The sequence below is a fragment of the Roseovarius sp. THAF9 genome (assembly GCF_009363715.1).
In the GTDB taxonomy this organism is placed as follows: domain Bacteria; phylum Pseudomonadota; class Alphaproteobacteria; order Rhodobacterales; family Rhodobacteraceae; genus Roseovarius.
The window spans coordinates 3,064,859-3,078,067 of record NZ_CP045404.1; the positions used below are offsets into that span (position 1 = coordinate 3,064,859).

General features: G+C 64.5%; 16 protein-coding genes. 5 read left to right on the forward strand and 11 right to left on the reverse strand.

What is annotated here, in order from left to right; genetic code table 11:
* Positions 1–4 precede the first annotated feature (4 nt).
* Positions 5–685, forward strand: coding sequence for an aspartate/glutamate racemase family protein (locus FIU86_RS15140; RefSeq protein ID WP_152475846.1), 681 nt, complete (start codon positions 5–7; stop codon positions 683–685).
* A 115-nt stretch (positions 686–800) separates the two neighbouring features.
* Positions 801–1,304: a helix-hairpin-helix domain-containing protein gene (locus FIU86_RS15145; RefSeq protein ID WP_152475847.1), complete on the forward strand. Its 504-nt coding sequence runs from the start codon at positions 801–803 to the stop codon at positions 1,302–1,304.
* Positions 1,305–1,501: 197 nt separating this feature from the next.
* Here FIU86_RS15145 and FIU86_RS15150 read toward each other — a convergent pair whose 3' ends face one another.
* From FIU86_RS15150 to ubiA, 4 genes are all read right to left on the reverse strand, one after another.
* Positions 1,502–2,587 carry a cell envelope integrity protein TolA gene (locus tag FIU86_RS15150; protein WP_152475848.1) on the reverse strand — a complete coding sequence of 362 codons (1,086 nt, stop codon included), beginning with the start codon at positions 2,585–2,587 and terminating at the stop codon, positions 1,502–1,504.
* Between the two features lie 232 nt (positions 2,588–2,819).
* On the reverse strand, positions 2,820–3,143 hold the full coding sequence (locus FIU86_RS15155) for a hypothetical protein (protein ID WP_152475849.1): 324 nt from the start codon (positions 3,141–3,143) through the stop codon (positions 2,820–2,822).
* Positions 3,130–5,052: an OmpA family protein gene (locus FIU86_RS15160; protein ID WP_152475850.1), complete on the reverse strand. Its 1,923-nt coding sequence runs from the start codon at positions 5,050–5,052 to the stop codon at positions 3,130–3,132. The genes FIU86_RS15155 and FIU86_RS15160 overlap by 14 nt, the downstream gene beginning before the upstream one ends.
* 63 nt (positions 5,053–5,115) lie before the next feature.
* Positions 5,116–6,081: a 4-hydroxybenzoate octaprenyltransferase gene (ubiA, locus tag FIU86_RS15165; protein WP_152475851.1), complete on the reverse strand. Its 966-nt coding sequence runs from the start codon at positions 6,079–6,081 to the stop codon at positions 5,116–5,118.
* Between the two features lie 11 nt (positions 6,082–6,092).
* Here ubiA and FIU86_RS15170 point away from each other — a divergent pair, with 11 nt between their 5' ends.
* The 3 genes from FIU86_RS15170 to FIU86_RS15180 all read left to right on the forward strand — a co-directional run bounded on the left by FIU86_RS15170 (position 6,093) and on the right by FIU86_RS15180 (position 8,764).
* Complete coding sequence (locus tag FIU86_RS15170; RefSeq protein WP_152475852.1) at positions 6,093–6,821, forward strand: 16S rRNA (uracil(1498)-N(3))-methyltransferase; 729 nt, start codon at positions 6,093–6,095, stop codon at positions 6,819–6,821.
* Positions 6,818–7,330, forward strand: coding sequence for a hypothetical protein (locus FIU86_RS15175; RefSeq protein ID WP_152475853.1), 513 nt, complete (start codon positions 6,818–6,820; stop codon positions 7,328–7,330). The genes FIU86_RS15170 and FIU86_RS15175 overlap by 4 nt, the downstream gene beginning before the upstream one ends.
* Before the next feature lie 63 nt (positions 7,331–7,393).
* Entirely contained in the window at positions 7,394–8,764 is a 1,371-nt protein-coding gene (locus FIU86_RS15180) for a glutamate--cysteine ligase (protein ID WP_152475854.1), read from the forward strand.
* A gap of 143 nt (positions 8,765–8,907) precedes the next feature.
* Here the strand turns inward: FIU86_RS15180 and FIU86_RS15185 are convergent, their stop codons facing one another.
* The 7 genes from FIU86_RS15185 to FIU86_RS15215 all read right to left on the reverse strand — a co-directional run bounded on the left by FIU86_RS15185 (position 8,908) and on the right by FIU86_RS15215 (position 13,204).
* Positions 8,908–9,246 (reverse strand): hypothetical protein, encoded by a 339-nt coding sequence (locus tag FIU86_RS15185; RefSeq protein WP_152475855.1) that lies wholly within the window; start codon positions 9,244–9,246, stop codon positions 8,908–8,910.
* 12 nt (positions 9,247–9,258) lie between these two features.
* Positions 9,259–9,684, reverse strand: coding sequence for a hypothetical protein (locus FIU86_RS15190; protein WP_152475856.1), 426 nt, complete (start codon positions 9,682–9,684; stop codon positions 9,259–9,261).
* 24 nt (positions 9,685–9,708) lie between these two features.
* Positions 9,709–10,242 carry a GbsR/MarR family transcriptional regulator gene (locus FIU86_RS15195; protein WP_152475857.1) on the reverse strand — a complete coding sequence of 178 codons (534 nt, stop codon included), beginning with the start codon at positions 10,240–10,242 and terminating at the stop codon, positions 9,709–9,711.
* Positions 10,243–10,367: 125 nt separating this feature from the next.
* A complete protein-coding gene (plsY, locus tag FIU86_RS15200) occupies positions 10,368–10,973 on the reverse strand; it encodes a glycerol-3-phosphate 1-O-acyltransferase PlsY (protein ID WP_152475858.1) in 606 nt (201 codons plus the stop codon).
* Positions 10,966–12,252 carry a dihydroorotase gene (gene pyrC / locus FIU86_RS15205; RefSeq protein ID WP_152475859.1) on the reverse strand — a complete coding sequence of 429 codons (1,287 nt, stop codon included), beginning with the start codon at positions 12,250–12,252 and terminating at the stop codon, positions 10,966–10,968. The genes plsY and pyrC overlap by 8 nt, the downstream gene beginning before the upstream one ends.
* On the reverse strand, positions 12,249–12,779 hold the full coding sequence (locus FIU86_RS15210) for an aspartate carbamoyltransferase catalytic subunit (RefSeq protein ID WP_152475860.1): 531 nt from the start codon (positions 12,777–12,779) through the stop codon (positions 12,249–12,251). Before FIU86_RS15210 ends, pyrC begins: the two co-directional genes overlap by 4 nt.
* Complete coding sequence (locus tag FIU86_RS15215; protein WP_152477179.1) at positions 12,776–13,204, reverse strand: hypothetical protein; 429 nt, start codon at positions 13,202–13,204, stop codon at positions 12,776–12,778. The genes FIU86_RS15210 and FIU86_RS15215 overlap by 4 nt, the downstream gene beginning before the upstream one ends.
* Between the last annotated feature and the right edge of the window lie 5 nt (positions 13,205–13,209).

Below are 13,209 nucleotides of genomic sequence, written 5' to 3' on the forward strand. Positions count from 1 at the left end.
TGCGATGAAGCCGGTCGGAATACTGGGCGGGATGGGGCCAGAGGCCACCATCCTGCTCATGCAGAAGGTTCTCGCCGCCGTACCGGCACGGGACGACGCCGACCACATTCCGCTGATCGTGCACCAGAACTCGCAGGTGCCCTCCCGGATAAAGGCATTGATCGAGGGCGGCGGCTCCGACCCCATGCCGGTTCTGATTTCCATGGCGCAGGATCTTGAACGTGCAGGCGCACAGGCGCTGGCGATGCCGTGCAACACCGCGCATCACTACGCCGTCGCGGTGACCCACGCCACCAGCCTGCCGTTTCTGAACATGATCAACCTGACCGCCGCGCGCCTCGCCACAGCGGGAGCCCGCACGGTCGGCATGCTCGCGTCCCCGGCCACACGCAAGGCCGGCGTGTTCGAGACCGCCTTCGCAGCGCATGACCTCACCTTGCTGTGGGCCGAAGACGAAGAAGCGCTCTTGTCCATTATCCGCGCGGTCAAGGCAGGCGAGGCGCTCGATACGCTTGCTCCCAGGCTGGGGCATATTGCGGCGCGAATGACCGCGGACGGTGCGGATCACCTGCTGATCGCCTGTACGGAACTCTCGCTGATGGCCCACGCGCTTCCCCCCGGCACACCGCACACCGACAGTTTGGACTGCCTCGTGGAGGCGATCGTCAGTTTCGCCAAGGCTTGACGGACGAGTACGCCCGAGAAGCCTCACGCCTGCATTTTTTCGGACCCCTTGCAGAAAATGTATATACAATGTGTTCCCCGGAACAATACATTGAGCTCACGTACGGAGCATCAAAATGACTGACCTCACCCGCGTCACCGGCATCGACCCTGGGCTTGCCGCGCAATTAGTCGCGGCCGGAATCTCCGACGCCGAGGCACTGGCAGAGGCAAGACCGGACGACTTCCTGTCCGTCCGGGGGATCGGCGCGGGCACCGCGCCTATCCTGATCGCACGCGCAAAACATCTCATGGCGCACACGCACGCGCAGGCCTCTCCCGCCACGCCTGACAGCGCGGAAAAATCGACGAAAGATACGAAACGGTCCAAGACGTCCACGACGGAAAAAAACCGGCAAGAAAGACGCCAAGAAAAAAGACAAAAAGCCCAAGGCCGCGCCCTCAAAGGCGGACATGGAAAAGGCGGAAAAAACCGCCGAAAAGATTCAGGCGAAGGCGAAAAAGAAGGCCAAAAAGGCCAAAAAGAAAGCTGCCAAGGCCGAAGAAAAGGCCAAGAAGAAATCGGGCAAGACCAAGGCCAAGGCAAAAAAGAACGCCAGCAAGCTGAAGTCCAAGGCTAAGTCAATCAAGGCCAAAGCCGGCAAGAAGGCCGAGAAGACCAGGAAGAAGGCTTTGAAAGCTTCAAATTGACCGAGTGCCGGGTCTCAGATTATTCGCATGAATAATCTGAGACTGAAAATTCGGACGAATTTTCATGCCCCACCGCGAAAGCTGGCCACCTCTGGCGATACCGGCTGGCGGAGAAGGGCCAAGCCCCTCAACGGTTGCGATAGACGAAGACCAGCTTCTCGGGCTGGCCGCTCGGTGGACGCGGGAAGGGGGCGGCACTGCGAACCTGCGCCTGGGCGGCGCTGCGGATCCCGGACGCGCCGGAACTGTCGAGAATGCGTATCCATCCCAGCGATCCGTCCGGATTTATCTGAAAATAGACCCGCGCCATCCCCGTGGCCTTATTGTCCACCCGCGGACCGCGGTTGAGCTGCATCAAGACCCGTCCGGCATAATTCGTCGTGCCGGCATTGCCCTGCCCCCCGGAACCACCGAAATCGCCTGGGCTGGCATTGCCGACGCGACCGAGCGCAGTAAGATCGGTGCCGTCGCGCTTATAGGCGGTCAGGGGCGATTCGTAGGTAGGCGCGCGACTCGCCTGCGCCGGAGGCTTGTTCGGAACCCCAAGCTGTTCCGCGGTGGGCCGTGTCGCCGGCGGGCGCAGCGACCGTGTGACGGCCGAGGCCGCCAGGTCCGGCTCTTCGGCAGCGATCACGTTCTCCGGTGCCTCTGGCGTCGGGGCCAGCGCAGCTTCGTCGGTTTCTGGCGTGATCGTCGCGGGCTCTGGCGGCGTCTCGGTCTCAGCGGTCTCTTCGGCGGGCTCCGGCGCGGCATCCTCGGTACCTTCAGGCGGCTGCGGGGTGGCCTCCGGCGCGTCAGGCGCAATCATGGCGATGTCCGACGTGCTGCTGTCCTCGCCGCTGTCCTCTGCCGTCTCCTCGGCCGGGCGATCGGCCCCCTCATCAGGGCTTCCGGTATCGCCCGCAGGGCCATCAGGAGCAGTGACGTTCTCGGGATTGTCCGAGGCCACCATAGCCCGGCTTGTCGGCATCTGATCCGGTTGTTGCGCATCGGGTGGCTGGGGCGCCGCTGCCGGCTCTGGCGCGGGCGGCTCCGGTAGCGGTTCGACAAGATCCTCGAAATTGCGTCCGGTCTCAGGCGGTGGCGGCACCTCTTGCGTCTCCGGCGGCTCCTCGGGCGCGTCCAGGATCTGCCGCCAGCCAAAGCCTGCGACGTGCAGGAAAAGCGATACCAGGATCGCCACCACGGCCACGGGAAGGGAACGTCGTATCATACGAAGGCTCGCATGGTCATCGCACGCAGCGCCGGGCAAGGCAACCCGCCGCACTGCCCGACGGGATCATCCGGCAAACTAGGCGTTTCAGCGACAGGAACAAGCGTTACGGCTCCTCAATGCATCGGGGTTCGCCCCCGCACTGGCCGCAGGTTACGCCAAGCTGTCGCGGTGCGAAACCATGCCCTACGCTATCGTGAACCCTGCCGGATCGTCCCGAGGCCGTTATGCCTCAGGCGCGGCTTTTCTCCAGCGCGTTGCGCAATTCCTCGGCTTCGTGCCGCGCCTCGCGCAGTCCGTCCATCGTCGCCGACAATTCCGCCTCGGTCTGGCTCAGTTGGTTGGTCAACTCCGCCTCGCGCTGTTGCAGGTAGGTGATCGCCTGATCGCGGGTTTCCTCTGCCTCGTGCAACTCCTGCGCCATGCGTTCCAACTCGCCCACATCCGACCCCGAGACACGGATGAACCGATGTACCAGCCAATTGGCGAACCACCCCATGCAGAACGCCACGAACAGGACAATCGCCGTGGCTATGATAAATTCAGTTCTGTTCATCCGTCCCAGATTCCTGCTCGGCGTCCCCATCCGCCGCATCGGTCTCGTTTAGCGCTTCTTCTTCCAGCGCTTCAAGCGTTGTTTGCTGTTCCTTGATCGGTTCCGGACGGATAACCCGGAATTCGATCCGGCGGTTGGCCTCGCGGCCTTCCTCGCTGTCATTCTCGGCGATGGGGTCGCTTTCGCCATACCCCTTGGCGCGGATGGCCGAGGTCAGCACCCGCCGCGCCCGCAATTCGTTCAGCACCGACTGCGCCCGCGCCTGGCTCAGCTGCTGGTTCATCACTTCGCGCCCCTGGCTATCGGTATGGCCCTGGATTTCCATCCGGATTTCGCCGCAGGCTTTCAGGATCTCGGCGATCCGGTCCATGATCTCTGCACCGTTGGCGTCAACATCGGTCTCGCCCGGCTCGAACGTGATCTTGTTCTCGGTCTGCACCTCGGCGATCTGCGCCTCGCATTCCTCGGGCGTGGGCTTGCTGGCCACAGGGTCCAGCTCCTCCCGGTAGGCGACGTCGATGTCGAACTCCGCCGCCTCGCCAAGCTTGGCGGCAAACATCGCCGAGATTTCCGCACTGGCTTCCTCCTGCCCGGTCAGGCCCGACACGACGATATCATCCGGGCCAACCGTCACGGCGCCGTTGGACAGGTAGGCCAGCGCCTCAAGCCCCGTCAGTACTCGCACCGTCCAGTCCGCAGGCAGGTTTTCGGCCACGCGTGCAGTGGTGCTCACCACGTCCGAGCTGAACTTGGCCTTTGCGAAACTGTCGACCATCTCGCGGGCCTGCGCGCTTTCGACTCGGCCGCGGATCTGCACCAGCCCCTCGGGCGACAGCGTGGCGACGAATTCCGGCGGCGCCTGCTCGGCGTCATCCTTGGGCTCGGGCAGCACAGCCTTCAGCGCAAAGACATCGGGCAGGCTCGTCTCCAACTGCCCGATCACCGTGTCATAAAGCTTCTCGTCAGTCCCTTCCGCTGCCACGAGCGCGATATCGGCGTCCGAGAACGTCACACTACCGCCGCCCAGTTCGCCCAGCGCCCCGATCGCAAGCTCCGCCGCACGGCCCCATTGCGGCGACGGCACACCCAGCGCCAGCGTGCATGGTGCCTTCTGCCGCAAGCCGGCCTGACCGGCCGCCGCCAGGATACGGTCCCGCGCAGCCTCGGTATCGGCCGCACAGGCGTCAAAGCTGCCTTCTCCATCCTCCAGCAAAAAGCGCAGGGTGAACGGCGTGACAACCGGGCGCGGAGCCGAAATGTCCAGCGACAGGCGCACACCGTCGGGCACCCGACGCGCCAGCTGGGTTTCGAGGTTGCGCTTATCCTCGTCGCTGTCAGCCATCGTCACCACGCTGACCCTGCGGGCCTCGACCGATATCTTGGTGCGCGGCATACGTTCCAGGACACCCACGGCATAGTCTAGCGCGTCTTCCCAGGTATCGGGACGCGGGTAGTCGGCTGTTTCCAGAAGGTCCGTCACCTCCTTGCCCGGCGCGTTCTCGGCGACGTCCTCGATCAGTTGCTCGCGGTCGGTCGCGGCGGGAATCAGCCCGATCAGCGACAGCCCGCTGTCATTGCTCAGGATCTCGACCGAGAATCGCGGTGGCGCAATGTCGGCACTGTCAGCGACCAGCATCTGGTCGATGATCCGCGCCGATTCCACCACGCTTCCCGCGATGGACAGCGCCCGAAAACGCGTGGCCTCGGACGGCGCCGTGCCGGCAAGAAACACCTGCAATCCGTCCGCATCCACCTCCGTCCAGGTCATCCCGCGCTCGTCCAGCGTGTCACGCACCGCGTTGCGCGAGCCTTCCTCGATCACCTGTACCGAGAATCGCGCCGCGAAAAGGCACAGCACGAAGGCCAGGAAAAACGTCCCGAGAATGGCGAAAATGGAGGAAAGGCGCATGAACCCAAGGCTCGCCGTTGTTTACCACCCAGCCTATTTATTCGCCACGGGGCGCGAGTGCAATCAAACGAACAAGGCTGCGGCGAAAAACGGCAGGGGCAGCAGGCCCGCATCGCGGTTCGACCGGAACAATCGCAAGAGCGTCGGATCGTCCTGCATGTCGAACTGCCTGAGCTGCCAGAACATGTGCCAGCCGAACGCCCACGGTCCGATCAGCGCCACCAGAACCGCCAAGGCCGAGCCGCCCACAGCCGCGCCGATCACCGCGATAGCCATCAGGCTGACCGCGCCGATAAGAAATCGCTGAAGCCAGACTGGCGTGCGCTCTGCGAACAGACGCGCCGTGGACTTCACGCCGATCAGCGCGTCGTCCTCGGCATCCTGCTGGGCATAGACGGTGTCGTAGAACAGCGTCCACGCTATCCCGGCCACGTACAGCACCACCGCCGGCCATTCCAGTCGCCCGCTATGCGCCGTCCACGCCAACAGTGCGCCCCAGTTGAACGCGAGGCCAAGGAAGATCTGCGGCCACCATGTGAACCGCTTGGCGAAGGGATAAATGCACACGGGAGCCAGCGAGATAATTCCCAGGATGATCGCCGCCATGTTGAACGTCAGCAGAATACAGAACGCCACCAGCGCCTGCGCCACCAGCCACGCCAGCGCCTGCATCACGCTCACCTGCCCTGACGGGATCGGGCGCGAGGCAGTGCGCGAAACTGACCCGTCGATGTGCCGGTCGGTGATATCGTTCCACGTGCACCCCGCGCCCCGCATCAGGAACGCGCCAATCCCGCAGCCTGCGAAAATCCATAAATCATGCCAATGGGCGCGCCCGTCATGCAGCATAGACAAGAGCAACCCCCACCAGCACGGCAACAGCAGCAGCCACGTCCCGATCGGCCGGTCCGCCCGGCTCAGCCGCAGGTAGGGCCGGCTCCAGGCCGGGGCCGAGCGGTCCACCCAATTGCCCTTGACGGCATCGGCCACCTCGCCGGTCGCATCTGGCGTCTGGTTCGGTCCGGTCATATGTTAGCCCCATGTCGACTGCAAAGATCAGGCTTTATGTAGAGCACCCCCTCGGGGAAGGGCAAACGGTTCCTCTGGACCGCGACCAGGCGCATTATCTCTTCGGGGTCATGCGGCAGGGCACGGGCGACGCCGTCCTGCTCTTCAACGGCCATGATGGCGAATGGCACGCCACCGTGGCCGAGGCCGGCAAGCGCAAAGGCCTGCTGAACGTCGAGCGCCAGACCCGCCCTCAGCAAGACCCGCCCGACCTCTGGCTGCTCTTTGCCCCGATCAAGAAGGCCCGCACCGACTTCATCGTCGAGAAAGCCGCCGAGATGGGCGCCGCCCGCATCTTGCCCGTTCAGACCGATTTCACCAATTCCGAACGCATCCGGCAGGACCGACTGCAAGCCCACGCCGTCGAGGCCGCCGAGCAATGCGGCGGCACTTATGTCCCCGAAGTGACGGACCTGCAAAAGCTCGACCGCCTGCTTGCCGACTGGCCCGAGGGCCGCCAACTGATGTTCTGCGACGAAGCCCTCGCCGGCCCGAGCGAGGCCGCCCGCAAAGAAGGACAAGCGGCGCCCTGGGCCATCCTGATCGGCCCCGAGGGCGGTTTTTCCGACGCCGAGCGCGCGCGCCTCAACGCCCTGCCCTTCGCCCATCCCACCGCCCTCGGCCCGCGCATCCTGCGCGCCGACACCGCCGCCGTGGCCGCCATGACCGTCTGGCAACAGCGCTTCGGAGACTGGACATGAGCTTCATCCGCCCCGAAGCCGCTCAAAGCCTCACCCGCTGGCGCGAGGTGCTAATCGGCATCGCGGTGATCGCCCTCGGCGCTTGGTGGTCGCTTGGCTTCATCGGCATCCTCTCATGGGTTGGCTACGTCCTCTTGCCCATCGGCACCGCACTCGGCTTCATCGGCCTGCAACGCGCCCGCTTTCGCGGCGCCACCGGCGGGCCCGGCATCGTGCAGGTGGATGAAGGCCGCGTCACCTATTTCGGCCCGCTCACCGGCGGTACCGTCGATCTGGCCGAGATGTCCCGCCTCACGCTCGACCACGCCGCCAAGCCCGCGCACTGGGGCCTACATCAACCCGGCCAGCCCACCCTCATGATCCCGACCACCGCGCAAGGGGCCGACGCGCTCTTTGACGCCTTCGCCACACTGCCGGGCCTGCGTGTGCAGAAAATGCTCGCGGCGCTCTCATCACAAGATCGCAACATCGTCACCGTCTGGTCCAACTACTCCAATCGGCTGCATTGACACCCCCGCCCATTCGGGCCAAGCCTCTCCCCCAAGTTCGCGCGCAACGCAGGAAAATTCTCTATGTCCATCCCCCAATCTGGCGGCGGCCCGATCGAGTCAGAGGCCCAACTGGCAGGCTATCTCGAAAGCGGCTGCAAACCACGCGACGACTGGCGCATCGGCACCGAGCACGAGAAGTTCGGCTACTGCAAGGACACGCTCAAGCCCATCCCCTATGACGGCGACCGCAGCGTGCGCGCCGTTCTGGAAGGCCTGCGTGACAAGCACGGCTGGTCCCCGGTCATGGAAGGGGACAAACTCATTGGCCTGGAAAAGGACGGCGCCAACGTGTCGCTTGAACCCGGCGGCCAGCTTGAACTCTCCGGTGCCCCGGTCGAGACCATCCACCACACCTGCGATGAGGTGAACGTCCACTTGGCCGAGGTCAAGGACGTCGCCGACAAGGTCGGTGTCGGCTTCATCGGCCTTGGAGCGGCACCGATCTGGCGGCACGAAGACATGCCGATGATGCCCAAGGGCCGCTACAAGCTCATGGACGCCTACATGCAAAAGGTCGGCACTATGGGCCAGACCATGATGCGCCGCACCTGCACCGTGCAGGTCAACCTCGATTTCGCGTCCGAGGCTGACATGGTGCAGAAACTGCGCGTCGCGCTGGCACTGCAACCCGTAGCCACCGCGCTTTTTGCCAATTCGCCCTTCCTCGACGGACAGCCCAACGGCCACAAGTCCTGGCGCGCCCGCGTCTGGCGCGACCTGGATGCGGATCGCACCGGCATGCTGCCCTTTGTGTTCGAGGATGGCTTCGGGTTCGAACGCTACGCCGATTACGCGCTCGATGTGCCGATGTATTTCGTCTACCGCGACGGGCAGTATATCGACGCGCTCGGCCAGTCCTTCCGCGATTTCCTCAAGGGTCAACTGCCCGCGCTCCCCGGCGAAACCCCCACGCTGTCGGACTGGGCCGATCACCTCACCACGATCTTCCCCGAGGCGCGGATCAAGAAGTTCATGGAAATGCGCGGCGCCGACGGCGGCCCGTGGCGGCGGCTATGCGCCCTGCCCGCCTTTTGGGTCGGGCTGATGTACGACCAGTCCGCGCTCGACGCGGCATGGGATATGGCCAAGGGCTGGGATGCCGAGACGCGCGAAGCCCTGCGTGTCGCCGCCAGCGTCGAAGCGCTGGATGCCAAGGTTGGCAACATCTCGATGCACGACCTCGCGCGCGAGGTGCTTTCCATCGCCGAGGTCGGGCTAAAGGCCCGCGCCCGCCCCGGCGCAGGCGGCATGGTCCCCGATGAGACCCATTTCCTCAATGCCCTTCAGGAAAGCGTCGACTCGGGCCGCGTGCCCGCCGATGAACTGCTCGAACGCTATCACGGCGCGTGGAACGGCGACCTGACCAAGATTTACGAAGAATTCAGCTACTGACTAGCGCGCCCGCCCCGGGCTTGACCTAGGAGCCCGCCCCGGGCTTGACCTAGGAGCCCGCCCCGGGCTTGACCCGGGGCCTCCCACGCAAACAGAAAAGACCGCCCCGACCGGGGCGGCCTTCCTCGTTTACGACGCCCGCCTCAGCTATCGGCAAGCACCTTGGACCTGTAAAGCGTCAGCCGCAGCGTGTTCACCGCGTGCGAAAACCCGAGCCCGAGGCACAGCACCGCAAGCCCCAGCCCGACGAAAAACGCCATCACCGGCGCCTGCGCCAAAATCGGGAACGCCGCCGCGATCAGCAACACGCCGCCCGCTCCAATGGCGCAAAACCCCGTGGCCACGGTGACCGCCACCAGCTGCGCCGCGGCCCCGGTCTCGGGACAGTCCCGCTGCATCGATCCGATCAGCAGGATCATTCGGGTCAACACCGCCAATGCGGCCAGAGCCAGCCCGATGAAACTCAGTAAAAATACCATCATGTCGTTTCTCCTTCAGATGGGGCGCGCGTAGAACTCGCGCCGGAAATTGCGGTAGAAGATTCCGAATACGCCACCCCAAAGCGGGGCAAAGATCAGGCCGAACCCGGCGAATATGACGAATTCCTGCGCCGCGCTCTGGCCACCGGTCACCAGCAGGTACAGCATGAAGATGCCCGCCGGCACGCCGTAACTGACCAGCGCCAGCCCCGCGATGCGCCACGGTTCCGGCGGTCTGCGGCCCAGGTACCACAGCAGCACCGGCACCCCGATTGCCAGGTAGAACGGCCCGCCGAACACCACTGCGAAGACCGGAATACCCAAGGCCCAGAAGCCCCCAACGGCCACCGCCAGCGGTGCGCCCACCAGCGCAAAAAAGAACGCCACGGGATCGACCACGTAAGTCTCGCGTGGTTTTTTATTTGCAGTTATTTCTGTCATGAGTGAAATATCTAGCCAAATTTTTTATCCGGTTTTGCCTTTCGGCAGGAACTTCGCGATCCGTGCGCCCAGTTTGACGGCGCTCAACTGCACCGAACGCGGCAAGCGAGAAACGTCGCGATACCAGTCGTCGAACAGCTGCATCGTGTCGAGCGTCTCGCGGATACGTCCTTGCACGTTCTTTGGTGTGCCATCCGCTTCGGCCTCTTCGGCCACCGCTCTCAGCGCGGCCAGTGTCGGCGCGTATTCCCGTTCCCGGCGCCCCTCGATGACAACGGTCACAAGGTCGAACATATCCCGCACCGAAGTGAAATGATCCCGCCGATCGCCCAGTTGCCGGCTGACCTTCACCAGCTTCCAGGCCTGCAACTCCTTCAGGCCGTTGGAGACGTTCGACCGCGCAAGGTTGAGCGTCTCGCTTATTTCCTCGGCCGTCATCGGGTCCGGCATGACATGCAGCAACGCGTGGATCTGCGCGACCGAGCGGTTGACCCCCCACTTCGCCCCCATCTCTCCCCAGTGAAGGATGAAGTTCTGTGTGGCCGGCGAAAGCTCCATGGCGCGATTCCAAAAATTTCTGTCATAGCAGAAATATCAGAACGCGCGGAAAGGTCAAGCCCTACACCTGTGCATTTCTCTTTTAGCGATATTGGCGAAGAATGCCGCACCACCCGCGGCCGGGATCATTTCTGGCCGATCTTCGGCTCCGTCCCGTCCCGCAACCGCCGTATATTGGTGCCGTGACGAAAAAAGATGAACAGGGTCAATACGATGCCCAGCACGAACAGGTCCCTGTACCCCAGGAACACCATCCAGATTGTCGACAGCGCCGCCATGTAGATCGCCGCCATGCTCGAAATCCGTGTCGCTGCCGCCGCCACCAACCAGCTCAGGCAACATGCAATGCCCACCGGCCAGGCCAGCGCCAGCATGATTCCCAGGAACGTCGCCACCCCCTTGCCGCCGCGAAACGACAGCCAGACCGGGTAGCAATGCCCGGCAAAAGCGGCGAGCCCCGCCAGTTGCGCGGCATCCTCGCCCGCCATCGCCCGCGCCAGAAGCACGGCGACAGCGCCCTTGCCACCGTCCAGGATCAGCGTCGCCGCCGCCCCCAGCTTGTTGCCCGTGCGTAACACGTTGGTGGCGCCGATATTGCCCGATCCGATGTTGCGAAGGTTTCCAAGACCCAGGACACGGGCCACCACCATCCCGAACGGGATCGACCCAATCAGGTATCCAATGACGCCCCACAAGGCGAGAACGGTCAAACTCGACTGGAAATCAGGCATTTAAGTTCTCGAAAACTACTTTCCCGGAAACATAGGTCGCAACAACCCTACCCTGCAAGCGTTGCCCGTCAAACGGGGTATTTTTCGATTTCGAGCGCAGCGTCCAGCGGTCCAGCACGAAAGGCACATCGGCGTCGAACAGAACAAGGTCCGCCGGGGCACCCTCGGCCAAGCGCCCGGCCTCCAGACCCAGGCGCTTTGCGGGATTCAGCGCCAGCGCGCGAAACAGCACCGGCAGGTCCAGCTCTCCGGAATGATAAAGTCGCAGCGCCGCCGGCAGCAGGGTTTCCAGCGCCACCGCGCCGCTCGCCGCCTCCTCGAAGGGAAGGCGCTTGGATTCCTCGTCCTGTGGCGTGTGCATCGACCCGATGATGTCGATCCTGCCGTCTCGCACGGCCTCGACCATGGCGCGGCGGTCGTCCTCGGACCGCAGCGGCGGCTTGACCTTGAAAAAGGTGCGATAGTCCGCCACGTCCAGCTCGTTCAGGGTCAGATGATGTATCGATGTGCCAGCGGTCACGTCCAGACCCGCCGCCTTGGCGCGGTCCAGCGCCGGCAGGCTGACCGCCGTCGTCACCTGATCGATGTGATACCGCGCGCCCGTGGCCTCGACCAGCGCAAGGTCACGCTCCAGCCCCAAGCGCTCGGCCACAGTGCCCACCCCCGGCAGGCCGCGCAACGAGGCGAACTTGCCGCTCGTCGCCGCCGCCCCGGCGCTCAGCCCCGGATCCTGCACATGCCCGATGACCAAAGCGCCCAGGCTGCGCGCATAGGTCAGCGCCCGGCTCAGCACCTTGTTGTCGGTCACCACATGGTCACAATCGGTAAAGGCCACGGCACCGGCATCCATCAGGAACCCGATCTCGGTCATCTCCCGCCCCTCGCGCCCCTTGGTCAGTGCCGCCATGGGCAGCACGTTGACCGGCGCCGCCTCATTGGCGCGGCGGGCGACGAATTCCAGCGTCTCCGGGCTGTCGATCGCGGTCAGCGTGTCGGGCCGGGTGATCATCGTCGTCACGCCGCCCGCCGCCGCCGCAGCCCCGGCGCTGCGGTAACTTTCCTTGTGCCGCTCGCCCGGTTCGCAGACCTTGACGCCCAAGTCCACCATGCCCGGTGCCAGGAATTTGCCGCCGCAATCGACCCGCTTATCCGCCCCTTGGGCGGCCCGCTCATATCCCCGAGCCTTGATGCGGCCACCCTCGACCAGCAGCCAGCCCTCGGTCACCTCGCCGGCCTCGGGATCGACCAGTCGAGCGTTCTCGAACAGCACCTTCGTCATGCACTCTGCCTTTCCTGAACCTGCCGCATCAGACGCAGCACCTCCCCGGCCTCCGCGATCCGCTCGAAACCAATGTCCACGCGGTAATGCCCGTTCTTGCGCCGTCTCATCTCGTGATCGAACATAATCGACCCCGGCGTACTATCCCGGAACTCAAGCCTTGTCCGGTCCGTTGTGGGATAGCTTTTCAGCGTCCGGCCCCGAAACGGCAGGTCCTGCGCAATGAAGGCCCGCCTGTCGGTCAGCGTGTACCACGTGTGCCGCCGTTTCCAAGGCTCCCAGAAGATCCCACCAAAGGCGATCCCCAGCCCGACCGAAAAATGGATCAAGCCGAACACCCAGAACAGACCACCCGCCTGCGCCGCCATCACCATCCAGAACAGCGCGAACCCCGCGAAGAACAAGCCGAAGACCAGCGCCACGGCATTCGCGGCCCGGAACGTGATCGCCGGATCGGGCCGTCCCTGCCAAAGCACCTGTTCGCCGGGGTCGAGGATGCCCTCCCACTCGTCCTGCGGGGCTGTCATGGGCGCGCCTCCGCCACCGCCGCCTCGATCCGGGTCTTCACGGCGTCCCGGTCGGCTTGGTATTTCATCAGGTGCTTGTCTCCCCCCGCCGTGACGATCTGCACAGCCGAGCCCAGCACGCGCACCTGCGCGATGTCCCGCAACCACGCCTGCTTGCCCAGAGGGCCCAGCACGCGCCGGTCGGTCAGATCCCACCGCGCCTTCATCTCGTCCGACGCCAAATACCCGGCGCGTACCGCGATCGCGGCCAACCCGCCCACGGCACCCGTCCAGACATGCGGATTGCCGATGGCCCAAAGCACGCCCGTGCCCAGCGCCATCGCGCCCGCGGCCATCCAGGCATGGTCACGCCAATACGCCGTGCGATCAGCGTGAAAAATCTCCAAAACCCGCTCTCCGGGTTCAAGTTCCGCCTGCGGCACCATGACGG

What these genes read in the sequence shown, in the direction of transcription:
- FIU86_RS15145 (WP_152475847.1), top strand. Translation starts at nt 801, where the DNA reads ATGACTGACCTCACCCGCGTCACCGGCATCGACCCTGGGCTTGCCGCG.
- FIU86_RS15180 (WP_152475854.1), top strand. Translation starts at nt 7,394, where the DNA reads ATGTCCATCCCCCAATCTGGCGGCGGCCCGATCGAGTCAGAGGCCCAA.
- FIU86_RS15195 (WP_152475857.1), bottom strand. Translation starts at nt 10,242, where the DNA reads ATGGAGCTTTCGCCGGCCACACAGAACTTCATCCTTCACTGGGGAGAG.
- FIU86_RS15175 (WP_152475853.1), top strand. Translation starts at nt 6,818, where the DNA reads ATGAGCTTCATCCGCCCCGAAGCCGCTCAAAGCCTCACCCGCTGGCGC.
- FIU86_RS15150 (WP_152475848.1), bottom strand. Translation starts at nt 2,587, where the DNA reads ATGATACGACGTTCCCTTCCCGTGGCCGTGGTGGCGATCCTGGTATCG.
- ubiA (WP_152475851.1), bottom strand. Translation starts at nt 6,081, where the DNA reads ATGACCGGACCGAACCAGACGCCAGATGCGACCGGCGAGGTGGCCGAT.
- FIU86_RS15160 (WP_152475850.1), bottom strand. Translation starts at nt 5,052, where the DNA reads ATGCGCCTTTCCTCCATTTTCGCCATTCTCGGGACGTTTTTCCTGGCC.
- plsY (WP_152475858.1), bottom strand. Translation starts at nt 10,973, where the DNA reads ATGCCTGATTTCCAGTCGAGTTTGACCGTTCTCGCCTTGTGGGGCGTC.
- FIU86_RS15185 (WP_152475855.1), bottom strand. Translation starts at nt 9,246, where the DNA reads ATGATGGTATTTTTACTGAGTTTCATCGGGCTGGCTCTGGCCGCATTG.
- pyrC (WP_152475859.1), bottom strand. Translation starts at nt 12,252, where the DNA reads ATGACGAAGGTGCTGTTCGAGAACGCTCGACTGGTCGATCCCGAGGCC.
- FIU86_RS15210 (WP_152475860.1), bottom strand. Translation starts at nt 12,779, where the DNA reads ATGACAGCCCCGCAGGACGAGTGGGAGGGCATCCTCGACCCCGGCGAA.
- FIU86_RS15155 (WP_152475849.1), bottom strand. Translation starts at nt 3,143, where the DNA reads ATGAACAGAACTGAATTTATCATAGCCACGGCGATTGTCCTGTTCGTG.
- FIU86_RS15170 (WP_152475852.1), top strand. Translation starts at nt 6,093, where the DNA reads ATGTCGACTGCAAAGATCAGGCTTTATGTAGAGCACCCCCTCGGGGAA.
- FIU86_RS15140 (WP_152475846.1), top strand. Translation starts at nt 5, where the DNA reads ATGAAGCCGGTCGGAATACTGGGCGGGATGGGGCCAGAGGCCACCATC.
- FIU86_RS15215 (WP_152477179.1), bottom strand. Translation starts at nt 13,204, where the DNA reads ATGGTGCCGCAGGCGGAACTTGAACCCGGAGAGCGGGTTTTGGAGATT.
- FIU86_RS15190 (WP_152475856.1), bottom strand. Translation starts at nt 9,684, where the DNA reads ATGACAGAAATAACTGCAAATAAAAAACCACGCGAGACTTACGTGGTC.